At 65.4% G+C, this 22,933-nt stretch carries 21 protein-coding genes; 14 read left to right on the top strand and 7 right to left on the bottom strand.

The window, feature by feature from the left end; translation table 11 throughout:
• Positions 1-27 precede the first annotated feature (27 nt).
• Complete coding sequence (locus tag KV697_RS16545; protein ID WP_219019118.1) at positions 28-1,209, top strand: acetyl-CoA C-acyltransferase; 1,182 nt, start codon at positions 28-30, stop codon at positions 1,207-1,209.
• A 458-nt stretch (positions 1,210-1,667) separates the two neighbouring features.
• On the opposite strand, the gene KV697_RS16540 is transcribed toward KV697_RS16545, so the two are convergent.
• The gene (locus KV697_RS16540; protein WP_219021457.1) at positions 1,668-2,183 is read right to left on the bottom strand and encodes an SH3 domain-containing protein; all 516 of its coding nucleotides are present in this window, start codon (positions 2,181-2,183) and stop codon (positions 1,668-1,670) included.
• A gap of 123 nt (positions 2,184-2,306) precedes the next feature.
• Here KV697_RS16540 and KV697_RS16535 point away from each other — a divergent pair, with 123 nt between their 5' ends.
• Positions 2,307-3,305, top strand: coding sequence for a 2-hydroxyacid dehydrogenase (locus KV697_RS16535; RefSeq protein ID WP_219021456.1), 999 nt, complete (start codon positions 2,307-2,309; stop codon positions 3,303-3,305).
• A gap of 157 nt (positions 3,306-3,462) precedes the next feature.
• Positions 3,463-4,827 carry an outer membrane protein assembly factor BamB family protein gene (locus KV697_RS16530; RefSeq protein WP_257575383.1) on the top strand — a complete coding sequence of 455 codons (1,365 nt, stop codon included), beginning with the start codon at positions 3,463-3,465 and terminating at the stop codon, positions 4,825-4,827.
• Positions 4,828-4,932: 105 nt separating this feature from the next.
• Here KV697_RS16530 and KV697_RS16525 read toward each other — a convergent pair whose 3' ends face one another.
• Positions 4,933-5,295: a hypothetical protein gene (locus KV697_RS16525; protein ID WP_219019117.1), complete on the bottom strand. Its 363-nt coding sequence runs from the start codon at positions 5,293-5,295 to the stop codon at positions 4,933-4,935.
• A gap of 158 nt (positions 5,296-5,453) precedes the next feature.
• Between KV697_RS16525 and KV697_RS16520 the strand changes: the two genes are divergently transcribed.
• A complete protein-coding gene (locus tag KV697_RS16520) occupies positions 5,454-5,645 on the top strand; it encodes a hypothetical protein (RefSeq protein ID WP_219019116.1) in 192 nt (63 codons plus the stop codon).
• Positions 5,646-5,707: 62 nt separating this feature from the next.
• On the opposite strand, the gene KV697_RS16515 is transcribed toward KV697_RS16520, so the two are convergent.
• The 3 genes from KV697_RS16515 to KV697_RS16505 all read right to left on the bottom strand — a co-directional run bounded on the left by KV697_RS16515 (position 5,708) and on the right by KV697_RS16505 (position 9,406).
• Positions 5,708-7,111, bottom strand: coding sequence for an NAD(P)H-dependent flavin oxidoreductase (locus tag KV697_RS16515; protein ID WP_219019115.1), 1,404 nt, complete (start codon positions 7,109-7,111; stop codon positions 5,708-5,710).
• A 100-nt stretch (positions 7,112-7,211) separates the two neighbouring features.
• A complete protein-coding gene (locus KV697_RS16510) occupies positions 7,212-8,348 on the bottom strand; it encodes a glycosyltransferase family 4 protein (protein WP_219019114.1) in 1,137 nt (378 codons plus the stop codon).
• 197 nt (positions 8,349-8,545) lie between these two features.
• Entirely contained in the window at positions 8,546-9,406 is an 861-nt protein-coding gene (locus KV697_RS16505; RefSeq protein WP_219019113.1) for an alpha/beta fold hydrolase, read from the bottom strand.
• 37 nt (positions 9,407-9,443) lie between these two features.
• Between KV697_RS16505 and KV697_RS16500 the strand changes: the two genes are divergently transcribed.
• Together KV697_RS16500 and astD are read left to right on the top strand one after the other, a co-directional pair.
• Positions 9,444-10,820 (top strand): protein adenylyltransferase SelO family protein, encoded by a 1,377-nt coding sequence (locus KV697_RS16500; RefSeq protein WP_219019112.1) that lies wholly within the window; start codon positions 9,444-9,446, stop codon positions 10,818-10,820.
• Positions 10,821-10,829: 9 nt separating this feature from the next.
• Positions 10,830-12,239, top strand: a complete 1,410-nt coding sequence (gene astD / locus KV697_RS16495) for a succinylglutamate-semialdehyde dehydrogenase (RefSeq protein WP_219019111.1) — start codon at positions 10,830-10,832, stop codon at positions 12,237-12,239.
• 40 nt (positions 12,240-12,279) lie between these two features.
• Here the strand turns inward: astD and KV697_RS16490 are convergent, their stop codons facing one another.
• Positions 12,280-15,255, bottom strand: a complete 2,976-nt coding sequence (locus KV697_RS16490) for a TonB-dependent receptor domain-containing protein (protein WP_219019110.1) — start codon at positions 15,253-15,255, stop codon at positions 12,280-12,282.
• Positions 15,256-15,473: 218 nt separating this feature from the next.
• Here KV697_RS16490 and cobA point away from each other — a divergent pair, with 218 nt between their 5' ends.
• The 5 genes from cobA to KV697_RS16465 are packed head-to-tail and all read left to right on the top strand — an operon-like array spanning position 15,474 to position 19,384.
• Complete coding sequence (cobA, locus tag KV697_RS16485) at positions 15,474-16,265, top strand: uroporphyrinogen-III C-methyltransferase (RefSeq protein WP_219021454.1); 792 nt, start codon at positions 15,474-15,476, stop codon at positions 16,263-16,265.
• Positions 16,262-16,558 carry a DUF2849 domain-containing protein gene (locus KV697_RS16480; protein ID WP_056430319.1) on the top strand — a complete coding sequence of 99 codons (297 nt, stop codon included), beginning with the start codon at positions 16,262-16,264 and terminating at the stop codon, positions 16,556-16,558. Before cobA ends, KV697_RS16480 begins: the two co-directional genes overlap by 4 nt.
• Before the next feature lie 10 nt (positions 16,559-16,568).
• On the top strand, positions 16,569-18,194 hold the full coding sequence (locus tag KV697_RS16475) for a nitrite/sulfite reductase (protein ID WP_219019109.1): 1,626 nt from the start codon (positions 16,569-16,571) through the stop codon (positions 18,192-18,194).
• Entirely contained in the window at positions 18,187-18,645 is a 459-nt protein-coding gene (locus KV697_RS16470; protein WP_219019108.1) for a DUF934 domain-containing protein, read from the top strand. Before KV697_RS16475 ends, KV697_RS16470 begins: the two co-directional genes overlap by 8 nt.
• Positions 18,638-19,384, top strand: coding sequence for a phosphoadenylyl-sulfate reductase (locus tag KV697_RS16465; protein ID WP_219019107.1), 747 nt, complete (start codon positions 18,638-18,640; stop codon positions 19,382-19,384). The genes KV697_RS16470 and KV697_RS16465 overlap by 8 nt, the downstream gene beginning before the upstream one ends.
• Before the next feature lie 348 nt (positions 19,385-19,732).
• On the opposite strand, the gene KV697_RS16460 is transcribed toward KV697_RS16465, so the two are convergent.
• Complete coding sequence (locus tag KV697_RS16460) at positions 19,733-21,226, bottom strand: replicative DNA helicase (RefSeq protein ID WP_056430330.1); 1,494 nt, start codon at positions 21,224-21,226, stop codon at positions 19,733-19,735.
• A gap of 98 nt (positions 21,227-21,324) precedes the next feature.
• Between KV697_RS16460 and KV697_RS16455 the strand changes: the two genes are divergently transcribed.
• From KV697_RS16455 to KV697_RS16445, 3 genes are read left to right on the top strand one after another with little or no spacing between them, the layout of a single operon-like run.
• Complete coding sequence (locus KV697_RS16455; protein ID WP_219019106.1) at positions 21,325-21,807, top strand: UPF0262 family protein; 483 nt, start codon at positions 21,325-21,327, stop codon at positions 21,805-21,807.
• Positions 21,807-22,481 carry a GH25 family lysozyme gene (locus tag KV697_RS16450; RefSeq protein WP_219019105.1) on the top strand — a complete coding sequence of 225 codons (675 nt, stop codon included), beginning with the start codon at positions 21,807-21,809 and terminating at the stop codon, positions 22,479-22,481. Before KV697_RS16455 ends, KV697_RS16450 begins: the two co-directional genes overlap by 1 nt.
• Positions 22,478-22,930: a cytidine deaminase gene (locus KV697_RS16445; protein WP_219019104.1), complete on the top strand. Its 453-nt coding sequence runs from the start codon at positions 22,478-22,480 to the stop codon at positions 22,928-22,930. Before KV697_RS16450 ends, KV697_RS16445 begins: the two co-directional genes overlap by 4 nt.
• Positions 22,931-22,933 lie beyond the last annotated feature (3 nt).

Below are 22,933 nucleotides of genomic sequence, written 5' to 3'. Positions count from 1 at the left end.
AAAACAGACCCAATCGGAGAGTATGCCATGACGGATCCCATCGTCATCCTGTCCTATGCCCGCACGCCCATGGGCTCGTTCCAGGGCAGCCTGTCGGGCCTGTCCGCGACTCAGCTGGGCGCCGCCGCCGTCAAGGGCGCGGTCGAGCGGGCGGGTGTCGACCCCGCTCTGGTCGAGCGTATCCATATGGGCTGCGTCCTCCCGGCCGGGCTGGGCCAGGCGCCCGCGCGCCAGGCGGCGATCTTTGCGGGCCTCGGCGAACATGTCGAGGCGACGACGGTCAACAAGATGTGCGGGTCGGGCATGCAGGCCGCGATCATGGCGGCCGAGGCGCTGGCGGCGGGATCAGCCGACATGATCGTCGCGGGCGGCATGGAGAGCATGACCAACGCCCCCTATCTCAGCCACAAGCATCGCGGCGGCGCGCGGATCGGGCATGACACGCTGTACGACCACATGTTCCTCGACGGGCTGGAGGACGCCTATGAGCGCGGTCGCCTGATGGGCCATTTCGCCGAGGAAGCCGCGCAGGAATATCAGTTTACGCGGGGCGCACAGGACGATTTCGCCATCGCCTCGCTGGAACGCGCCAAGGCGGCGCAAGGATCGGGCGCGTTCGATCGTGAGATCGTGGCGGTCACGGTCAAGACGCGCAAGGGCGAGGAGCAGATCACGCTCGACGAACAGCCCGCCAAGGGCGATCCCGCGAAGATCCCGACGCTCAAGCCCGCTTTCTCGAAGGACGGGACGATCACGGCGGCCAACGCCTCATCCATCTCGGACGGCGCGGCGGCGCTGGTGATGACGCGCTTGAGCGTCGCCGAGCGGCTGGGCCTGACCCCGATCGCGCGGGTCGTGGCGCAGGCGGGGCACGCCCATGCGCCCGCCCGCTTCACCACCGCGCCGGTCTTTGCGATGCGCAAAGCCCTGGAGCGCGCGGGCTGGTCGACCGACGACGCCGACCTCTACGAGGTCAACGAAGCGTTCGCGGCGGTGGCGATGATCGCGATGCGGGACATGGATTTGTCGCACGACCGGCTGAACGTCCATGGTGGCGCCTGCGCGCTGGGCCACCCGATCGGTGCCAGTGGGGCACGGGTGCTGGCGACCCTGCTGTCGGCGCTGGAGACGAAGGGCGCGAAGCGCGGCGTCGCGTCGCTCTGCATCGGCGGCGGCGAAGCCACCGCGATGGCGGTGGAGTTGATTTAAGTTTCTTCTTCGCCCCTCCCGCAGGCGAGAGGGCATCCTTCTTCTTACTCCCCTCCCGTAAACGGGAGGGGTTGGAGGAGGGTATGGAGTCTCACCGAGACCATCGCCCGCGGCCTACCCTCCCCCATCCCCTCCCGCCTGCGGGAGGGGCGTGTCTGGCGGCGAACGAAGGAATCCTCACAACTGCCACGGCGCGACGCGCAGCCCTCAAAGCCAAGTAGTGCCACGACGCTTCTCCCCTCCCGCTTGCGGGAGGGGCGTGTCTGGCGGCGAACGAAGGAATCCTTACAACTGCCACGGCGCGACGCGCAGCCCTCAAAGCCGGTTAGTGCCGCCACGCTTCTCCCCTCCCGCAGGCGGGAGGGGTCGGGGGAGGGCATGGAGTCTCACCGAGCCCATCGCCTGCGGCCGTCCCTCCCCCATCCCCTCCCGCCTGCGGGAGGGGCGTGCCAAGTGGCTTACGGTAGAACCTCACCCGGCTCGACACCCCAGATCGAACCCACGGGCACGAATCCCGCCTGCCCCTTCACATCGAACCGGCACCAGCCGCCATTGCACTCGCTGACCCGCCCGACCACGCCGGGCGCCGCGCGCCACAGCGTCTTGGCCCCCTCATCCGGGGCCGAGCGCATCGGCAGCGGGTCGGTGCCACGCACGATGGCGGTGCGGGTGTTGCGCAGCAGGACGGCGAGCATCCAGCCCTCCGTGCCGTCCGGGTCCTGCACCTTGCGCCATTCCTTGAACACCGCAACGACCTTCACCGGCAGGTCGGCACGGCGATAATTCCAGCTGGCGGGATAGTTGCGCCCTGGGCCGGTCCGCATCCGCGCCACCGAAGCGCCGATCGACCCATAATAGGGCACCGCGCGTTTTTCGGTCGCCGCCTGCGCCGCCGGAGCCAATGGCCCCACCGCCAGCGTGCCGCTCGCCAGCGTCGCCGCCAAAATAGCCAGTCCGGCCATGGACCTGCGCATCATATGTCCCTTTACCTGCCCGCCCGCGCGATGCTCTACGCCGAGCCGGGGGGCCGCTTCAACCATGTTCGGGCGCGCGATCGCCGGTTGACGGACCCGCGGGCTTGCCGCAATCCGATGGCCATGGTCGATCCACGCCGCTGCCTGAACCCCAGGGTGGTCGTCACCCGCGAACTGCCCGATCCCGTGATGGAGCGGATGGCCGCGCTGTTCGAGACGCGGCTTAACCGATCGGACGAAAAGCTGAGCCGGGAACAGCTCGCCGCCGCCATGGCCGACTGCGACGTGCTCGTGCCGACCGTCACCGACGCGATCGACGCCGACCTGATCGCGAATGCCGGTCCCCGGCTGAAGCTGATCGCCAATTTCGGCGCGGGCGTGAACCATATCGACCTGAAGGCAGCGCGCACGCGCGGCATCATCGTCACCAACACGCCGGGCGTCCTGACCGAGGATACCGCCGACATGACGATGGCGCTGATCCTGTCGGTGCCGCGCCGCCTGGCCGAGGGCGAGAAGCTGGTCCGCTCGGGCGCGTGGAAGGGGTGGAGTCCCGGCGGGATGCTGGGGCACCGGATCGGCGGCAAGGGCTTAGGCTTCGTCGGCATGGGGCGGATCGGCCAGGCGGTGGCGCGGCGGGCGCGCGCCTTCGGCCTGTCGATCCACTATCACAACCGCCGCCGCCTGCCCGCCAGTATCGAGGCGGAACTGGGTGCGACCTGGTATGGCGATCTCGACGCGATGCTGGGCACGGTCGACATCGTGTCGATCCACACACCGCTCAACGCCGACAGCCACGACCTGATCGACCGCCGCCGCATCGCGCTGATGCGTGCCCACGTCTATCTCATCAACGCCAGTCGCGGCGGGATCGTCGACGAGGACGCGCTGGTCGAGGCGCTGGAGCATGGACGACTCGCGGGCGCAGGGCTGGACGTGTGGCGGCACGAACCCGAGATCGACCCGCGCCTGCTGGCCCTCCCCAATGTCGTGCTGACCCCGCATATGGGCTCGGCCACGCTGGAGGGCCGCGTCGCCTCGGGCGAAAAGGTCATCGCCAATATCCGCAGCTGGGCCGACGGCCACCGCCCACCGGATCAGGTGCTAGAGGGATGGCTTTAGCTCGGCCGATCGGGTGTATCCCTCCATCAGCGGAACTCGTATTCAAATCGATGCGGCTGGCCACGACTGCATATACATTCTCCGCTTGCGAAGAACGGCCTTCCCGATACTAGTTGCCAGAGCATTTCTTGTTCAGACGTGCTCACTGGGGGGACATATGAAGAAACTGGCGCTGGCGACGTTGCCCTTTTTGCTTACGGTAAGTGCCTGTGGCGGGGCCGATAACTCGAGTGACACTGGGGCCGTAACGGTTACGCCCGCGCCATCGCCTACGCCGTCCCCGACACCCAGCCCGACTCCAACGCCAACACCGACGCCGACCCCCACGCCGACCCCCACCTCATCAATCCTGCCGCTAGCGTCACCGATACCGGCCGACGGAAATTGGTCGACCTTCCAGGGCAATCCTGGTCATACGGGTTATGTCGCCGCCACTTTCTCGACCGCACAGTTTGCCGATTCCTGGACGATCAACACTTCCAAAACACCGAGTGATGTCGCTGCGATAACAGGGAAGATATTCTTCAACGTCGTCAAATCGGATGGCCATATTTACACACAGGCAATAGCGACATCCAACGCCGCTTTATTGTGGGGCTTCGACCTTGGTGGCGAAAATGTCTATCCTAACACAATTCCCTATGGTCCGGCCTACGCCAATGGGCGGGTCGCATCGGCACCCCCCAACGGCACCTCTTCCGCCGCGCCTTTACAGGTCATCAATGCGACAAACGGCGCTTATTTGAGCACAGCGAAGTATGATGCTCAATTCAGCAGTGGCAGCGTGCCGACCATGGTGGATGATGAGATTTATTTCGCATCCGGCTATTATGGCAATGTCGTATTCGGAGCAAATGCTGCAAGCGGCAACAGGATGTGGCGGACGGAAGATAGAACGCAATATGGCGGTTACGTCATGGATGGGCAGAGTGTTGCCGTCGATCAACGCTATGTATATTTCTACAGAGTAGGAACCCTGTCTGTTCTGGACCGATCCGGTACGCCGTTAAAATCCATCCAGAACCCGTTTTTCACAAAAAGCTTTCTAAGCTATTCGGGGAGCTATGTCGGCGGTCCGATGCTGGACGGGATGGGGCGAATATTTGTTTTTACCGACAACTACGATCCCAGCAAATCTCTTCCTATCGCCGCCTTTGGACTTAACGAAGACAAACCGTTGTGGCGATCAAGCTATAGTTACACTGGGCAACCAGCACTGCGTGGCGGCATCATTTATGCGGCTCGTTCCGCGAGCACAATAATTGATATGATTGACACCGCGACCGGAGCGGTATCAAAATCCATCGATGTCGGTGGCTCGGACAATCTGACGAGCAACGTCGTAGTATCTGACAGCCATCTATTTGTAGCGAGCGCCAATACGACTTTCGCAATCGACCTTGGCAACAGCAACTTTCCAGTTGTGTGGAAAACATCTTATGGCGGCAATCTGGCGCTGACGCCGGATGGCTATATCATCATTTCCACCAAGACCGGCCTGCACGCTGCAAAGTTGAAATAGATCTATTTTGCAACGGATGGGGTTGGGGGCGGGTCCGCCACCACCCCATCACGACTTGGCGCGTGACGACATCACGCTTCAGGATATCGTCAGCCGCTGACGCAGCTACTCGACGCCCTGAACGACGAAGGTGAACCATGCGCTCTCCGCATGATCGTAGAGCTGGATGACCTGATCCTCGATCCGGCAGGTGAAGTGGCCGGAGCTGCTGCGGTCGAACCCCTTGGTCTCGCCATCGGCGATTTCCATATGGATCGCCGCGCCGGTCCCGGTTTCGCGCAGTTCGGGAAGCGTGCCGCCGAACTTCACGTTCCGGTCGCCGTCCAGGCCTTGCAGATGCTCGCCACGCGCCTCGGCCGCGATCCGCAAATGCCGGTCCGTCGACTGGTCATAGAGGCCGGCGACCTTCTTGCCGGTCACGAGAGCGTGGGACGAGGCGGCGACGATGGCGCGGATGTCTGGCTGCATGGGCGTCCGCCTGACACAGGCCCTGTCCCGGATCAACCGTCTGTCCATCCCATCGGAGCGGGATGATCGGTTCTTGCTTCATATCAAAATGTTGCGGCGCGGAACCCTGTCCGGCATCGCCGCATTCCCCTCCTGTCATTCAAACAGGAGCTACCCCCATGAAAAAGCTGGCAATTGCCTTCACCCTTGCCGCGACCACCCTGTCGATCTCGGCCTGTTCGACGCTGAAGGGCGCCGCCATCGGTGGTGCGGGCGGCGCAGGCGTCGCGGCGGCGACGGGCGGCAGCGTCCAGAAGGGGGCGGCGGTCGGCGGCACGGCGGGCGCGGTGGTCGGCACCGTCGCCGACTGAACGAAAAAGGGCCTCTTCCGACTATCGAGAGAGGCCCTTTTCATTACACGGATCGGTGAGGATCAGTCGCCGGTCAGGATGCGGTCGACCAGTTGCTTCACCGTCGGCACGAACCCGTTCGAATAGAAGGGATCGCGCTTGAAGTTATAGGCTGCGTGCCCGGCGAACATCAGATTCTGCTCGACATCGCCGCCATGCGCGATCTCCTGCAGCGTTTTCTGGATGCAGAAGCTGCGCGGGTCGGCCAGACGGCCGGTCGAGTTGGTCTCGCTGTCCGCCCAGCTGGAAAACAGGCACTGCGACAGGCAGCCCATGCAGTCGGCCTGATCCTTGCGGATTTCCTTGGCTTCCTCAAGCGACACGAAGACGAGCGTGTTGTCCGGCGTCTTCAGCGCCATGGTGAAGCCCGCGCCGAACCACTCGCGCGCGCGCAGCAGGTCGCCCTTGGTCACCCAGAAATTCTTGCCTTTCACCCCCACGTCGAGCTGGAAGACATGGTCACCCGCTTCCTGCGTCGAAAAGGCGATCTGGCGCTCCGAACGCGCCTCCAGGCTGCGCAGGAACGGATTGCGTACCGCGCTGGAATAGAAGCCGGTCGGCGAGAAGCGGTGGAGAAGGACATCGCCCTCCTCGATCGTCATCAGCCGCTGCTTCCACTCTTCGGGGATCGGGCTTTCCTGCGTCAGCAAAGGCCGCGTACCGAACTGGAAGGCGATCTTGCCCAGCTCGGGATTGTCGATCCAGTTGTTCCAGTCGCGAAGATACCAGACGCCGCCCGCCATCACGATCGGCACCTCGTCCGAAATCCCGCCCTCGCGCATCGTGTCGCGCAGCGCTTTCACGCGCGGATAGGGGTCTTGGGGCTGCAAGGGGTCTTCGGCGTTGGACAGACCGTTATGGCCACCGGCGAGCCAGGGATCTTCATAGACCACCGCCGCCAGCCATTCCGACGCCTTGGAATAGGCCCGCTTCCACAGCGCGCGGAAGGCGCGGCCCGAGGAGACGATCGGCAGATAGCTGACCTGGTGATGCGCCGCGATCTCGGACAGCTTGTAGGGCATACCCGCACCGCAGGTGACGCCCGCGACCAAACCCTTGGTGCGCGCCAGCACGCCTTCCAGCACCCGCTGCGCGCCGCCCATTTCCCACAGCACGTTGATGTTGATCGCGCCCTTGCCACCGGCAATGTCCCAGGCGCGCTTCACCTGCTGGACCGCGCCCTCGATAGCGTATTCGATCAGTTCCTCATGCCGCTCGCGCCGGGTCAACGCCCGGTAGATCTGGGGAATGATCTTGCCCTCGGCGTCGTAGCTGTCCGCGTTCACCGCCGACACGGTGCCGACGCCGCCCGCCGCCGCCCAGGCACCGGCAGAAGCGTGATTGGTCGCAGCGACGCCCTTCCCGCCTTCGATCAGCGGCCAAACCTCGCGGCCGTTGTACAGGATGGGGCTCAAGCCTTTGAACACGTCTTCACCTTACTGGTCCGAAAGGGTTTCATATAGCGTGTTAGGTTCGCTTAGCGAGGGGAATTAACGGCACGGTCACGTACCGGCCCCCGTACCGACCTCAGCCCAGCGCGCCCGGCTGCCCCAACACGCCTTCGTAAAGCGCCTTGTAACGCGCGATCATCTGGCTCTGGTCGAACTCGGCCCGCACGCGCGCCTGGTTGGCCGCCCCCGCCTCGGCACGCAGCTCGGGATGGTTGACGAGCGCCTGGATCACGTCGCGCAGCCGCACCTCGTTGGGGGCGTCGGCGATGAACTGGCGGTTCGGCTCGGACACCATCGACGCCACATCGCCGACGGGCAGCGAGGCGATGGGCAGTCCCGCCGCCATCCCTTCCAGCACCGAGATCGGCGCCTGTTCGGACAACGAGGACAGCGCGACGATGTCGAAATGCCGGATGAAGTTATACGGGCGCGGCAGGAAGCCCGGCATCACGAGCCTGTCGGCGATGCCCATGGCGGCGGCGGCCTGCATGATGTTCGCCCGCTCCGGCCCCTCGCCCACGATCACCAGCCGGAAGCGGTTGGGAATGCCGCCCATCGCGCGGACCAGCATCGGCAGGTTCTTGACGGTGCGCAGGCCTGCCAGTGCGCCGACGACGATCTCCTTGGGCTGGCGGACGAAGCCGGGAATGCCCTTGGGATCGGGATCGCGGGCATAGAGCATGGTGTCGATGCCGTTGGGGATACGGTGCACCCGCGCGGCAGGCTGTTTCCAGGTCTGGAGCGCGATCGCCTCCAGGATATGGCTGGGCACCGCCAGCGCGTCCGCCGCCGACAGGGCAATGCGGCGATAGATGTTGCGCTCGATCTTGAGGCCGCGCGCCTCGTCGGCGTTGAAGCCGTCCTCGTGATGGACCAGCGGCGGCGCGCCCTTGGAATACACCCGGCGCGCCATCACCCCGTCGATCGCGCCCCAATTATAGGTCAGCACCAAGTCGAAGCGGCGCATATAACCCGCAATCGCCTCGTACCGCTTGACCGAGGGCTTGCCGGTCAGCGGCGGCGCATCCTGCGCGATCTCATAGCGGATGCCCTTGGCGATCGAATCGCGCGCGCCCAGTTCGTCGGGCATGGCGGAGACGATGCTGTGCTTCGCGGCATCGCCGAATGCGTTCATCAACGCGACCGCGCGCGCCTCCTTGCCGCCCAGCGAGAAGGAGGAATGAAGGTGCAGGATGTTCAGCGGACGGGCCATGCGCGCGGATTTAGCGGGCGGGAACGGCGATGAAAACCGCCAGCGCCATTTTCCTCCCCTGCAAGGGGAGGTGGCAGGCCAAAGGCCTGACGGAGGGGTGTCACGGTTTGCGAAGTCAGACCAAAATCACCACCGGGGATACCCCTCCGTCACGCTTCGCGCGACACCTCCCCTTGCAGGGGAGGAGGAGAATCGGCCTACCCCGCCACCGTGTCGAGCAAGCGGCCGAGCCCCGCCAGCGCCTCGGTCTCGGTCAGCAGCGGCGTGTGGCCGACGCCGGGCACCGTCACCAGTTCGGACGGCGACAGCCGGGCGACCATCCGCTCGGCGACGCTGGCGCTCAGGATATCCGACCGTTCGCCGCGCACTACCAGCGTCGGCACGCCGTTGAGCGCGTCCAGCGCGGCCCACATGTCCGGCCCACCCTCGGTATTGGGGACCCGGAACGGCTCGGCGATCTTCAGGTCATAGTCGAGCACGATCCTCCCCGCACTGGTCAGCCGGTGCGTGCGCTTGGCCATGGCGAGCCAGTCCTCGATCCCCCAGCCGGGATAGACGTCCTCGTTATTCTCCTGGACGCAGCGCGCGGCGTGCAGCCAGGTGGGGAAGCTCTGCCCCTTGCCGACATAGCCTCGGATGCGCGCTAGGCCCGCCGCCTCGATCTCCGGCCCGATATCGTTCAGCACCGCCCCCGCCAGCCGCCCGCGCGCGGTGGCAGCCAGCACCATCGTCACGATCCCACCCAGCGAGGTGCCGACCGCAACGAAGCGGCTGATGCCGAACTCGTCCAGCATCGCCTCGACGTCCTGCACATAGGTCAGAGGCACATAGGTCATCGGATCCTTGGCATAGGCACTCTCGCCCCGCCCTCGGAAGCTGACCGCGATGACGCGGGCTCGGCCGTCCAGCGCCTCGGCCAGCCCCTCGAAATCGCGGGCATTGCGAGTCAGGCCCGGCAGGCAGATGACCGGGGGCAGCGTATCATCCCCCGGATAATCCCGTGCATGGAGCCGCAGGCCGTCCTTCGACCACCAATATCGATTCTCATGAGGGATCATGCTTGAAGGTCCTCCGGTGCCGCCTCCATATCGCGGCATGCCCGTATCCCCGCAAGCCTATCGCCCTTCGACCGCCCTGACCGAGATCGCCGATTTCATCGCCGATCCCGTCGCGCCCGCCGATTTCCCGCAGACGATCATCCGCTTCCGCAACGACCGGGCGGCGGCGGAGATCGGGTTGGAGACGCTGACCGATGCTGAATGGACCGCGCATCTCGGCCGGTTCCAGCCCTTGCCCGACACGCTGCCGGGGCCCTTCGCGATGCGCTATCACGGGCATCAGTTCCGCCATTACAATTCAGACCTGGGCGACGGGCGCGGCTTCACCTTCGCGCAGATGACAGCCCGCGATGGCCGGTTGCTCGAACTCGGCACCAAGGGGTCGGGCCAGACGCCGTACAGCCGTTCCGGCGACGGTCGCCTGACGCTGAAGGGCGGGGTCCGCGAAATCCTGGCGACCGAAATGCTGGAGGCGCTGAACGTCCCCACCTCGCGCACCCTGTCGATCATCGAGACGGGCGAGGCGCTGCACCGGGGCGACGAACCGTCCCCCACCCGCTCGGCGGTGATGGTGCGGATGAGCCACGGCCATATCCGCATCGGCAGTTTCCAACGCCTCGCCTTCGAGCGCGACGAAGCGGGCATGAAGCGGCTCGTGTCTTACGTGCTTCGCCATTTCTACAGCGAGGATTCGGACGATCCGGTCCGGCTGCTGACGCTGGTGGCGCAGCGGACGGCGACGCTGGCGGCGCGCTATATGGCCGCCGGGTTCGTCCACGGCGTGCTCAATTCGGACAATATCAACGTCACCGGCGAAAGCTTCGACTATGGCCCATGGCGGTTCGCGCCGACCTGGGACCCCGAGTTCACCGCCGCCTATTTCGACCATTCGGGCCTCTACGCGCTTGCTCGCCAGCCCGAGGCGATCCAGTGGGACGTGATGCAGTTCGCCTCCAGCCTGCGCCTGATCGCCGAGAGCGATCCGCTGATCGCCGCGCTGGAGGGCTTCGCCACGACCTATCAGCAGGAGATCGTCACCGCGCTCCTGTGGCGGCTGGGGCTGACCCCGCGCGGCGGCACCGAAGACCGGGCGCTCGTTCAGACCTTCGAGCGTGCGCTGCGCGAGAGCCAGGCAAGCCTCGACCGCACCTATTTCGACCTGTTCGGCGGACAGGTGCCCGACCATTATGACGAGACGTGGAACGGCTTGCGCGACCTGATCGAGCCCTACGCGCCGCGTCGCCCCCGTGATGGCGCCTATTGGCAGGGCACGCCGGAATCGATGCTGATCGACGAGGTCGAGGCGATCTGGGCGCCGATCGCCGAGCGTGACGACTGGACCATGCTGCATGACAAGGTCGCGCGGGTGCGCGCCATGGGCCGGGCGCTTGCCGACCCGGTTACGGCGGCCTAGCCTTCCGCCATGACCCAGTTTCTGCCGACCTACGAACCCGCCACCGGCGCCCTGATCGCTGAGCTTCTCATCGGTGATGCCGATCGGGAGGTCGCCGCCGCGCGTGCGGCATGGCCCGCTTGGGCGAGGACACCGCTGGCCGAGCGGATCGATACGCTTCGCCGCTTCGCCGAGATCGTGCGCAGCCGCGCCGACGCTTTTGCCGACCTGATCGCACGCGAGACGGGCAAGCCGCTATGGGAGGCCAAGACCGAGGTCGACACCGTCATCGCCAAGGTCGCCATCTCGATCACCGCGCAGGCCGAGCGTGCTGGCGAGCGCTTCACCGACCAGCCCGGCGGCGGACGCATGGCGCTGCGCCACCGGCCGCATGGCGTGCTGGCGGTGCTGGGGCCGTATAATTTCCCCGCGCACCTGCCCAACGGCCATATCGTGCCAGCCCTGCTGGCGGGCAATGCGGTGGTGTTCAAGCCATCGGAGAAGACACCCGCGACGGGCGCGTTCCTGGTCGAATGCTATCATGCCGCGGGGGTGCCCGAGGGGGTCGTCCGGCTGCTGATCGGCGGACCGGATCAGGGCCGCGCGCTGGCCGGGCATGACGCGATCGACGGGCTGCTCTTCACCGGCTCGGCGCGCACCGGGCTGGCGCTCAACCGCCAGTTCGCCGAGCGGCCGGAGAAGATCCTGGCGCTGGAGATGGGCGGCAACAACCCGATCATCGTCTGGGACGATCCCGACCTCGACGCCGCCGCCGCGCTGATCGTCCAGTCGGCCTATACCACCGCCGGGCAACGCTGCACCGCCGGGCGACGGCTGATCGTCGAGGACCGGCTGTTCGATCCGCTGATGGCGGCGCTGACCCGCCTCACCGACCGGCTGATCGTCGGCGCGCCGCATGACGAACCAGCGCCGTTCATGGGGCCGGTGATCGACCATGACGCGGCCGAAATGCTTGAAGTGGCTTTCGCCACACTCGTCGGCATGGGCGCGACGGTCCTCCGTCCGCTGGAGCGCATCGCGCAAGGCCTGCCGCTGCTGACGCCCGCGATCCTCGACGTCAGCGCGGTTGTCGACCGTCCCGATGATGAGCTGTTCGGCCCGGTCCTGCAAGTCTCCCGCGCTTCCGACTTCGCGGACGCGATCTCGCAGGCCAACGCCACCCGCTACGGCTTGTCGGCCTCGCTGATCTCGCCGTCGGCCAAGCGCTACGAACAATTCTGGAGCGGCATCCGCGCCGGGATCGTCAACTGGAACCGCCCGACCAACGGCGCGGCGTCGAGCGCGCCGTTCGGCGGCATCGGCTGGTCGGGCAACCACCGCCCCAGCGCCTATTACGCCGCCGATTACTGCGCCTATCCGGTCGCCAGTGCCGAGAACGAAAGCGCCGCCGCCACCATTGCGATCGGCCTGCGCGGATAAGAAAACGGCCCGGAACCGAGGTTCCGGGCCATGCCGTCGTTTAGAAGCGGGCAGAAATGCCGACCCGCAGCGTGCGTCCCCGTACCGTATAATAGGTCGGGAAGGTGTTGAAATACTGGCCGATGGCATATTGGGTATCGTAACCGATCAGCGGCGGGTCCTTGTCGAACAGGTTCTGAACGTTGAACCGCACGTCGATCCCCTTCACGAGCGTCACGTTGGTGTTGAAGTCGAAGTAGCTGTAGCCCGGAATACGATTGGCCAGCGGATAGGTCTGGCCCGGCGCTGCCGCCAGAACCGTATTGGTCGACAGCTTCGAATTGTTCGTCGGGCCGGTATAACGCCAGGTGAAGCCAAGTCCGCCCTTGATCCACGGCAACTGCCAGTTGACGCCAGCGACGTGGCGCCAGCGCGGCATCGGATCGCCGCAGGCAAAGCCAAAATAACCCAGGCACGACCAGGGCGTATTGCCCGGCGCGAACTGGCGCTCGTACTTGGTGGTCAGGGTCCCGTTGAAGTTTAGCCCGAAGGTACCGATATTATCCTTCATGCCGAACCGCTTGGGATCGAGCGCGTAATTGGTGCTGAAATCTATGCCCCGTGTCGCGGTATAGCCCGAATTGTTATAGCGGGCGTCGGCGATCAGAAGCTGCCCCGTCTGGGGATCGCGCTTGTAGAATTGGCAGAAGAACTGCACCTTGTTGTCATAGCATTGGTTGAACGCCATGCCGATGCGGGTCCATTCGAACGCGCCCTGGATGTTGATATCGTACCAGTCGGCCGAGGCCGTCAGCCCTGGGATGACGCGCGGCTGGAACACCACACCCAGCGTCTTGCTGCGCGATCGTTCCGGCTGGAGGTCAGAATTGCCGCCGTTGACCAAGGTCGTCGGGCAGAAGCCGTTGGAATCGCAGCCGGTATAACTGGTCAGCGCATCATATTGCGCCCGCGTCATACCGATCGAGCACTGATCGAACGTATAGCGCTTTGCGCCCTTGCCATCGCTCGACGCACGCGGCGGCGCGCACAGATCGAGCATCGGCGTGTTGGGATAGCGGTTCTCGCCCTCCAGGCGCTGGAGCACGCCCACCCGGACCGCACGGTTGTAGCTGCCCCGGAAGCGCAGGCCATCCACCGGCGCCCAACTCGCCTCCGCCTTCCAGCTGTGGATCAGATTCTGATAAACGTCGTAATCGGAAATCCGATATCCGCCGTTGACGCTGAGTTCCTTGACGAAGGGCTTGTCCTCGACCAGCGGAATGTCGATTTCACCGCCCAGTTCCTTCACGCTGGTTCGCCCATCGAAGGTCGTGAAGTTCGACCATGAGCCGAAGCCCTGCGACTGGTTGCGATATTTGCGGTATTCTCCGGTGATCGCAAAGCCGACGCCGTTGGTCGCGAACGGGCTCTTGATCCCGTAGTCCTCTAGCGTGCCGGACACGATCGCGTTGATAACCTCCAGATCGTTCTGCTGGCGACGGCTGCCCGTGCCGCTCACCCAGTTATAGACCGCGTCGCTGATCGAGGTGTTGGACGAAAAGGCGTCGATCGGCTGGCAATCGGGGTCCGTGCCGTTAATCTTGGACAAGCAGGTCGGCACGCCGTTCACGTTGCGAACCTGAAGCCCGCGCGCCAGGCGATCGGCCTGATCCGGCATCCATTGATGATCGGCCGACCCGTTCATGATGTTGCGGGTCTGCTGATAGCTGAGTTCGAACCGGATCTTGTCGACGATCATCCCCGACAGATTTAGCGAACCGCGCCAATCGCTGGTCGTGTTGCGAAAGTTCACCATCATGCCGGGACGGAACAGCGACAGCGCAATAGGATTGCTGAGCGCGGTGCTGCCCGCCGCTGCGCCACAAATTTCCTGGGCCTGCGACGCGCTAAGGAACGGATTGTCGCAATTGACCGGTGCGGCGGGTGTCCACAGCCCGCCATCGACCGAATTGGCGCCCGTCTCCACGATACGGCTGTACAGGAAGCTGCCATTCAGCCGCATCCCCAGCGGCAATTCCGCCGTCAGGAAACCACCGCTGTTGACCGTTTCACTCCGCCGCTGGATCGAGTCGATGCGCTGGATACGCACCTCGTCCGCCGTGTCATAGGGACGAAAGCTACGCGAACCGTCGCGCGCATTGGTCCGATCCTGACCATTGATGCTGAAATAATTATAGGGATTGTAGGTCGTGCCGTCGCAGGCCCATTTCGTGTTGCCCGCATCCCGATTGTTGGGATCGAACATCAGAAGCGGGCAGTTGACGGTATCGATATTGCGGAACTGGATCGGGTCGGCCTTTTTGTACGTCGCGAAGGCGCTGATGTTCAGCCGGTCGCCCAGCAAATTCTGCCCCGCCGCCACCGACGCGAAATAATTGCCGCCGCCCAGATAGGACCCGCGCGGATAGGTATAGCCCGCATCCTGCGCGACCTTCGCGAGCAGCGGACTATTGTTATTGTGGTTGAAGCCGCTGACCTCGCCGTCGAAGGCGATGCCGTTGAACTTGCGCTTCACGATGAAGTTGACGACGCCCGCGATCGCGTCCGAGCCGTACACCGCCGACGCGCCGCCGGTCATGATGTCGATCCGCTCGATCAGCGCGCCGGGGATGATGTTGACGTCATTGTCCATCCGCTGCCCGTTGAGCAGCGTCAGCGTGCGGCCCGCACCTAGATTGCGCAAGCCCACCGGCGCGGAGCCGGACGTCCAGCTCTGGCCCTGCAGACCCAGCATCGGCGTGACCTGCGGCAACTGCGCCAGCGCGTCCTCGATGCGCGCCAGCCCCCGCTCCTTCAGATAGGTCGAGTCGATGGTCGTGATCGGCGCGTTGCTGGTCATGTTCGGACGCACGATGCGCGTGCCGGTGACGATCACGTCGCCGGGATCGGACTTTTCCTGCTTGGCGTCGATCTTGTCTGTCGATGCCGCCACGCCGGTCACGGCAGGAACGTCGTCCTGTGCTGGATCGGCTGCCCCGCCCGGCGCCACCTGTGCCGACGCAACGCCCGCCCACATGAACGCAATCAAAGATGCACTAAAGCCATATATCCGATTCGATGATTTCAACATCGCCTCGATTCCCCCTTCTTTTTATCTCCCACGCCATTCAATCATAACTCCGATAAATACACAATATCTTATACTATATGCAGCGCAGCATGGCGAAGCTGATCTACCGTCGACCCAAGCATCACTCGGTTGTCGATCCCGGCCCGGGGGATCATCTGTGGAGCATGGCTACCCTTCTCGACCCCACCGCGCGCGGCCGCGTGATCCTGGTTGGTGCAGGCCCCGGCGATCCGGGCCTGCTGACCGTCCGCGCGGTCGAGGCGCTGAAGACCGCCGACGTCCTGGTCCATGACGGGTTGATCGACCCCCGCGTCCTCGACCTCGCGCCGCCAGAGGCGCAACGCATCTCGGTCGCCAAGCGGCGGGCGCGGCACACTTTGTCGCAGGAGGCGATCAACGCGCTGATCGTCGCGCATGTGAAGACCGGCGCGATCGTCGTGCGGCTAAAGGGCGGCGACCCCTTCATCTTCGGCCGCGGCGGCGAAGAGGTGGAGGCGGTGCGCGCCGCCGGGCTCCCCGTCGAGGTGATCCCCGGCGTGTCGGCAGCACTCGGCTGCGCGGCAGAGGCGATGCTGCCGCTCACCCACCGCGATCATAGTTCGGCCGTCTCGTTCGTCGCGGGCCAGTGCAAGGGGCTGACCGATCAGGACTGGTCGGGACTGGCGGGCCAGGGGCGCACGCTCGTCATCTATATGGGCGTGGCGACCGCGAACGGTATCGCCGACAAGCTGATGGCCGACGGCGTCGCCCCCGACATGCCGGTCGCCGTGCTGGAACGCGGCACGCTGGAGGGCCACCGCGCGATCCGCACTTTGCTCGCCGATCTGGGACCGATGGTCGAGCGGGAGCGGGTGCAAAGCCCGGCGATTATCGTCGTCGGCGAAGTCGTGACCCTGTCGGATGCCGAAGACAAGCTCGCGCGTTGGGCCCGCGTGGCGGAAGGAATGAGCGCATGAAGCTGTTGACGGGCAATGACTTGGGTACCGGCGATGTCGTCTGGTGGACGGGGCGCGACTGGTCGCGTCATATCGAGGACGCGGTCGATGTCGGCGGACAGGGCGAGGCGATCCTTCGCGCCGAGGAAGGCGCGCGCCGGGTCAACGTGCCCTATCTGATCGATGCCGAGGCGACCGAACAAGGCCCCCGCCCCGCCCATATCAAGGACCGTATCCGCGCGCTCGGCCCCACGGTGCGCCCCGACCTGACGCTGAAGCCCGCCGATGCGGATGCCGGCGCCTGGGTCATCTGAGAGAACCGCCATGTATCGCTATGACGAATATGACCAGAGCATCGTCGATGCCCGTGTCGAGGAATTTCGCGACCAGGTGGAGCGCCGCCTGTCGGGCGCGCTGACCGAGGACCAGTTCAAGCCGCTGCGGCTGATGAACGGCCTCTATCTTCAGCTCCACGCCTATATGCTGCGCGTCGCGGTGCCCTATGGCACGCTGGACAGCCGCCAGATGCGGATGCTGGGCCATATCGCACGCAAGTACGATCGCGGTTACGGCCATTTCACCACGCGCCAGAACATCCAGTATAACTGGATCAAGCTGGCCGATGCGCCCGACATCCTGGCCGAGCTGGCGACGGTGCAGATGCACGCCATCCAGACCTCGGGCAATTGCATCCGCAACATCTCGTCGGATCAGTTCGCCGGAGCCGCCGCCGACGAGGTCGCCGATCCGCGCCCCTGGGCCGAGCTGCTGCGGCAATGGTCGACCTTCCACCCCGAGTTCACCTACCTGCCGCGCAAGTTCAAGATCGCGGTGATCGCAGCGGACGAGGATCGCGCGGCGATGCGGCTGCACGATATTGGTATCCAGCTGCTGGAGCGGGACGGGGTGCTGGGTGCGAAGATCTTCGTCGGCGGCGGCATGGGTCGCACCCCGATGATCGCGCATGAGGTGAAGGACTTTATCACTGCCGACCATCTGATGAGCTATCTGGAGGCATGCCTGCGCGTTTATAACCGCTATGGCCGCCGCGATAATATCTACAAGGCGCGGATCAAGATCCTGCTCCACGAGATCGGCGTCGACGCGTATCGCGAGCAGGTCGAGGCGGAGTTCGCCGCGATCCGCGACCTCGGCATCGACCCGCCGCTCGCCGAGCTGGAACGGATCACCGCCATGTTCGCGGGACCCGACTTCGCCAGCGATGCGCCGGACACGGTCGACCGCTCCGACCCCGACTTCGCGGTCTGGCTCGACCAGAATGTCGCGGCGCACAAGCAGCGGGGCCATGCCATCGTCACGATCAGCCTGAAGCCGATCGGCGGCATCCCCGGCGACGCCTCGGCCGACCAGATCGACCTGATGGCGGACCTCGCCGAGCGTTACGGCCATGACGAGCTGCGCGTCACCCACGCCCAGAACATCGTCCTGCCGCACGTCCGCAAGGCCGACCTGTACGCCATCTGGACCGCGCTTCGCGACGCCGGGCTGGCCGAAGCGAACCTGGACCTGATCTCGGACATCATCGCCTGCCCGGGCCTGGATTATTGCAGCCTGGCCAATGCGCGCTCCATCCCGCTGGCGCAGAAGATCGGCGAGCGCTTCGCCGGGCGGCAGCGCGAGCTGGGCGAGCTGAAGCTGAAGATTTCGGGCTGCATCAACGCCTGCGGCCATCATCATGCCGGGCATATCGGCATTTTGGGGGTCGATAAGAAGGGCACCGAGAATTACCAGCTGCTGCTCGGCGGATCGGGCGCGGAGGATGTGTCGCTCGGCAAGATCACCGGCCCCGGCTTCGACGAGGACGGCGTGGTCGACGCGATCGAGCGCGTGACCGACCGTTATGTCGAACTCCGCGAGGGCGGCGAACGCTTCCTCGACACCTATCGCCGCGTCGGCATGCAGCCGTTCAAGGAAGCGATCTATGGTTGATCCCATCACCGTGAACACGAATGCGGGCGAGACGCTGCTGCGTTTTCGCGACGACGTGGTGCATGACGAACCGGCGGTGACGCTGGATGCGTTCCTGGGCCAGACCAACGCCACCGCGGTCCGCCTGGAGGCGGGTGACGACGCGCGCGAACTGCTCGACCATCTCGGCCAGATCGCGCTGGTCGAGATCAGCTTCCCGACCTTTCGCGACGGGCGTGGCTATTCGGCGGCGCGTATCCTGCGTGAGGCTGGGTTCGAAGGCGAGCTGCGCGCGGCGGGCGACGTGCTGGTCGACCAGATTCCGCATATGCGCCGCTGCGGCTTCGACAGCTTCGCGCCCGAAAAGCCGGTCGACGCCGCGACGCTTGCCAAGCTGCTCGCACTCTATCCGCAGCCCTATCAAAAGGCCGCCGATGCGCGCGTGCCAGTGTGGAAACTGCGCCATGGCTGAGCGTGCGCTCGACCGGATAGACGTGCGGCCGACCTATACGGACGAGGATGCGGCCTCATATGATGCGCGCTTCGCTAGCGTGCCCGCGCCGGACATGCTGCGCACCCTGCTGGTCGGAGAGCTGCACGGGCAGATCGCGGTGGTTTCGTCCTTCGGCACCGAGTCTGCGGTACTGCTGCACATGGTCGCACAGGCCGATCCGGCGACCCCGGTAGTGTTCACTGATACGCTGAAGATGTTTCCCGAGACGTTGGCCTATCGCGACACGCTGGTCGAGCGGCTGGGCCTGCTCGACGTTCGTGTGATCCGCCCCGCCCCCGCATTGCTGGCGGCAAAGGACCCGGACGGCATCCGCCACGGATACGACCCCGATGGCTGCTGCGACCTGCGCAAGGTCGAGCCGCTCGCGCGTGGTCTCGCGCCGTTCGAGGCATGGATTTCGGGCCGCAAGGGCTTCCAGGCGGGCACCCGCCGCGCCCTGCCCCGCTTCGAGGTCGAGGATGGTCGGTTGAAGCTCAACCCGCTGGCGGACTGGGACAAGGCGGCGCTGGACGACTATTTTGCGGCCCATAACCTGCCCCGTCATCCGCTGGAGGCCGAAGGCTATCTGTCGATCGGATGTGCGCCCTGCACCAGCAAGGTGAAACCCGGCGAAGACCCCCGTTCCGGCCGCTGGCGTGGCTTCGACAAGGTGGAATGCGGGATACACCGGCCGGTCGAAGCTGTTCGACCGAGCTAAACTCCCGCACCACCCCGGCGAAGGCCGGGGTCCAGTTGCGATGCGCTCGGTAGCGCGCGAGACGTCGCGTGGGAGACATAAGCGAGCGACGGGACAGGCCTCCCCCGCATCGTCTTGCGCGCCTTCACTTGGTGGCATCTGGACCCCGGCCTCCGCCGGGGTCGTGAGAGGAAAATGACAAGGGTCTTCCCCCCGTTCGCACTGAGCGAAGTCGAAGTACGCGCCCCGACTTCGCCATTTGGCAGAGGTTATCCCGTGGCCTTCGACTTCGGCGCGAAGCGCCGAAGTTTATCCTGAGCGGCTGGCTTGCCAGCCAGCCGAAGGGCTCAGGCTGAACGGAGGTGGAGTTTAGTACCCTGCGAAGTCCGTAAACCGCGTGATCGTCGGGTCGAACTTCATCACCACCTTGCCGGTCGCGCCGTGACGCTGCTTGGCGACGATCAACTCCGCCAGGCCGTACACCCGCTCCACCTCGGTCGCCCACTTCGCATGGTCCTCGAAGACCTTGCCGTCATCGCCTTCCATCGGGCGCTTAGGCTCGCGCTGCATCATGTAATAGTCTTCGCGGAAGACGAACCAGACCATGTCGGCGTCCTGCTCGATCGAGCCGGACTCGCGAAGGTCGGACAGCATCGGGCGCTTGTCCTCGCGCTGTTCGACCGCACGGGACAGCTGCGACAGCGCCAGCACCGGCACGTTCATGTCCTTGGCCAGCGTCTTCAGCCCGCGCGAAATCTCGGAGATTTCCTGCACGCGGTTGCCCTCGGACGACTTGCCCGAGCCGGTCAGCAGCTGGAGATAGTCGACCACGACCAGACCCAGTTCGTTGTTCAGCCGCCGCTGCAAACGCCGGACGCGAGTGTGCAGCGCCGAGATGGTCAGGCCGCCGGTATCGTCGATGAACAGCGGCAACTGCTCCAGTTCGGCGGCGGCGGCGGCAAGTTGGGCGAACTCGTTGCGGCTAATCTTGCCCATGCGCAGCGCTTCGGAGCTGATCCCCGACTGCTCGGCCAGGATACGTGTCGCCAGCTGGTCGGCCGACATTTCGAGGCTGAAGAAGGCGACCTTGGCGCCGACCGACTCCGACGGCGGAATGCCGTCCTGCATGTCGCGCATCCAGCGGCGCGCGGCGTTGAACGCGATGTTGGTCGCCAGCGAGGTCTTGCCCATGCCCGGACGGCCCGCCAGGATCATCAAGTCGGAACGATGCATACCGCCGATCTTGGCATTGACCGAGTCGAGACCCGTGGTGATGCCCGAGACATGGCCGCCCGAATTGAGCGCCCGCTCGGCATTCTTGACCGCCATAGTGGTGGCCTGGGAGAAGCTCTTCACCGCATTCTCGGAGCCGCCGTCCGCTGCCACCTTGAACAGCTCGTTCTCGGCCAGCTCGATCTGGGCGCGCGGGTTCACCTCTTCAGACGTGTCCATCGCGCGGTCGACCAGCGTCCGCCCCACCGTCACCAGCGCGCGCAGCATCGCCAAGTCATAGATCTGCGTCGCGAACTGCCGCGCGCCGATCAGGCCCGCGCCCGATCCGGTCAGCTGCGCCAGATAGGACGGGCCGCCCAGCGCCTTCATCCCCTCATCCGCCTCGAACATCGGGCGCAGGGTGACGGGGGTCGCCAGCATGTCGGTGGCGCGCAGATTCTTGATCGCGGAGAACACGCGGCCATGGACCGGCTCGAAGAAATGCTCCGGGTCCAGCCGGTCGACCAGATCGTCGGCCAGCCGGTTGTCGATCATCATCGCGCCGAGCAGCGCGGCCTCCGCCTCGATATTGCGGGGAAGTTGCTGCGGCTCGGTGGCGGCAGCGGGGTTCTGAAATGCGAGGGTGGCCATTTCTCCGGCGTTAGCGCGAAGCGGCTCGGTATGAAAACGCATTGCGTCGATCAGCGGGGGATTTGCGGCGCACGCGCTTCGCGACTATCCCCGTTCGCATGGCCGATCCCCGGATCATATCCATCGAACTCGACGAGCGCAGCCTGGGCTGGCGCTCGGCCGATGTCGAGCAGGAACGGCGGATCGCGATCTTCGACCTGATCGAGGAAAATTATTTCGCGCCGCAGCGGCCCCAGGCGGACGGCTATGCCGGGCCATACCGGATCAAGCTGGAGTCGGAAGAAGGCCGTCTCGGCATCCATATGCACCGCGAGGACGGCACGCATATCGAGACGTTGGTGCTGGCGCTCGGCCGGTTCCGGCGGCCGATCAAGGACTATTTCGCGATCTGCGACAGCTATTACCAGGCGATCCGCGCGTCCACGCCGCAACAGATCGAGACCATCGATATGGCCCGGCGGGGCATCCACAACGACGCGGCCCAGATGCTGAAGGAGCGGCTGACCGGCAAGATTGAGGTCGACTTCGATACCGCACGCCGCCTCTTCACACTGCTCTGCGTCCTGCATATCCGCAACTGATGGCGATTCTCTGGAAAATCGGTGCCGGGCTGCTGGCGCTCGGCGCGATCAGCGCGGGCGGGCGGCACTGGGTGACGCATTGGCAACCCGCGACCGAACATTACGCGTTGCAGGGCATCGACCTGCCCGAGAACCCGCCCGCCGTCGAATGGCGCACGCTGCGCGCGAACGGTGCCGACTTCGCCTATCTGGTCGCCACTTCGGGCACCGACCGGCGCGACCCGTCGTTCGAGGGCAATTGGGACGCCCTGCCCGAGGCGGGGATGCGGCGCGGCGCGGTCCATATCTATTCGCTGTGCCAGCCCGCCGCAGCGCAGGCGGATGCCTTCAACATCTTCGTGCCGCGCGTCGGCGATGCCCTGCCTACCGCCATCGACCTGTCCTTTCACGACGACTGCACCGCCCGGCCCGAACGCGCGCAACTCGTCGCCGATGTGACCCGCTTCGTGTCGATGGTCGAGACGCATACCCGTAAGCCGGTGATGCTGCGCGTGTCCAAGGCCTTCGACCGCGAATATACCATTACCGCCGCGATCGACCGTCCGGTCTGGGCGATCGGCAATCTGTTAAAGCCCGATTATGCCGCGCGCCCGTGGCGCATGTGGCGTGCCAGCGATTTCCGCCGGGTCGAGGGGGTGGAAGGCCCCGTAAATTGGGACGTCGTCACGCCATGAATGCCACCGATCCGCACGCCTTGATCGCCGCCGCCCGCGACGCCGCGCGCAACGCCCATGCGCCGTACAGCCGCTTCGCGGTCGGCGCCGCGCTCCTGATGGCGGACGGCTCGGTCATCACCGGCGCGAATTTCGAGAATGCGAGCTACGGCCTGTCGCTCTGCGCCGAGACGGTCGCGATCGCGACAGCGTCGGCGGCGGGGCGGCTGCGCGAGATCGTGGCGATCGGCGTGATCGGCGGTGCGATGGACGCGGACGGCGTGCCCACCGGCGCCACGCCGGTCAGCCCCTGCGGCCGCTGTCGCCAGGTCATCAACGAAGCCGCACAGATGGGCGGCCGCGACCTGCCCGTCCATTGCGGCGCGGCAGAGGGCGATGCGGTGCGGACCTATCGTTTGTCGGAACTGCTCCCCGACGCGTTCGGCCCGGCGGATCTGGGGATCGGCTGAATT

The sequence above is a fragment of the Sphingomonas sanguinis genome, assembly GCF_019297835.1.
GTDB lineage: Bacteria > Pseudomonadota > Alphaproteobacteria > Sphingomonadales > Sphingomonadaceae > Sphingomonas > Sphingomonas sanguinis_D.
The sequence above is the reverse complement of the archived record's forward strand: the minus strand, read 5'-3'. Positions and strand labels throughout refer to the sequence as shown.

Bases quoted from the DNA above. Each gene is read 5' to 3' on its own strand.
- KV697_RS16525 (WP_219019117.1), bottom strand. From the start codon at position 5,295: ATGCAGCCAGACATCCGCGCCATCGTCGCCGCCTCGTCCCACGCTCTC.
- KV697_RS16535 (WP_219021456.1), top strand. From the start codon at position 2,307: ATGGTCGATCCACGCCGCTGCCTGAACCCCAGGGTGGTCGTCACCCGC.
- KV697_RS16530 (WP_257575383.1), top strand. From the start codon at position 3,463: ATGAAGAAACTGGCGCTGGCGACGTTGCCCTTTTTGCTTACGGTAAGT.
- KV697_RS16520 (WP_219019116.1), top strand. From the start codon at position 5,454: ATGAAAAAGCTGGCAATTGCCTTCACCCTTGCCGCGACCACCCTGTCG.
- KV697_RS16545 (WP_219019118.1), top strand. From the start codon at position 28: ATGACGGATCCCATCGTCATCCTGTCCTATGCCCGCACGCCCATGGGC.
- KV697_RS16490 (WP_219019110.1), bottom strand. From the start codon at position 15,255: ATGTGGGCGGGCGTTGCGTCGGCACAGGTGGCGCCGGGCGGGGCAGCC.
- KV697_RS16470 (WP_219019108.1), top strand. From the start codon at position 18,187: ATGGTTGATCCCATCACCGTGAACACGAATGCGGGCGAGACGCTGCTG.
- cobA (WP_219021454.1), top strand. From the start codon at position 15,474: ATGGCTACCCTTCTCGACCCCACCGCGCGCGGCCGCGTGATCCTGGTT.
- KV697_RS16505 (WP_219019113.1), bottom strand. From the start codon at position 9,406: ATGATCCCTCATGAGAATCGATATTGGTGGTCGAAGGACGGCCTGCGG.
- KV697_RS16540 (WP_219021457.1), bottom strand. From the start codon at position 2,183: ATGCGCAGGTCCATGGCCGGACTGGCTATTTTGGCGGCGACGCTGGCG.
- astD (WP_219019111.1), top strand. From the start codon at position 10,830: ATGACCCAGTTTCTGCCGACCTACGAACCCGCCACCGGCGCCCTGATC.
- KV697_RS16450 (WP_219019105.1), top strand. From the start codon at position 21,807: ATGGCGATTCTCTGGAAAATCGGTGCCGGGCTGCTGGCGCTCGGCGCG.
- KV697_RS16445 (WP_219019104.1), top strand. From the start codon at position 22,478: ATGAATGCCACCGATCCGCACGCCTTGATCGCCGCCGCCCGCGACGCC.
- KV697_RS16455 (WP_219019106.1), top strand. From the start codon at position 21,325: ATGGCCGATCCCCGGATCATATCCATCGAACTCGACGAGCGCAGCCTG.
- KV697_RS16465 (WP_219019107.1), top strand. From the start codon at position 18,638: ATGGCTGAGCGTGCGCTCGACCGGATAGACGTGCGGCCGACCTATACG.
- KV697_RS16510 (WP_219019114.1), bottom strand. From the start codon at position 8,348: ATGGCCCGTCCGCTGAACATCCTGCACCTTCATTCCTCCTTCTCGCTG.
- KV697_RS16500 (WP_219019112.1), top strand. From the start codon at position 9,444: ATGCCCGTATCCCCGCAAGCCTATCGCCCTTCGACCGCCCTGACCGAG.
- KV697_RS16480 (WP_056430319.1), top strand. From the start codon at position 16,262: ATGAAGCTGTTGACGGGCAATGACTTGGGTACCGGCGATGTCGTCTGG.
- KV697_RS16460 (WP_056430330.1), bottom strand. From the start codon at position 21,226: ATGGCCACCCTCGCATTTCAGAACCCCGCTGCCGCCACCGAGCCGCAG.
- KV697_RS16475 (WP_219019109.1), top strand. From the start codon at position 16,569: ATGTATCGCTATGACGAATATGACCAGAGCATCGTCGATGCCCGTGTC.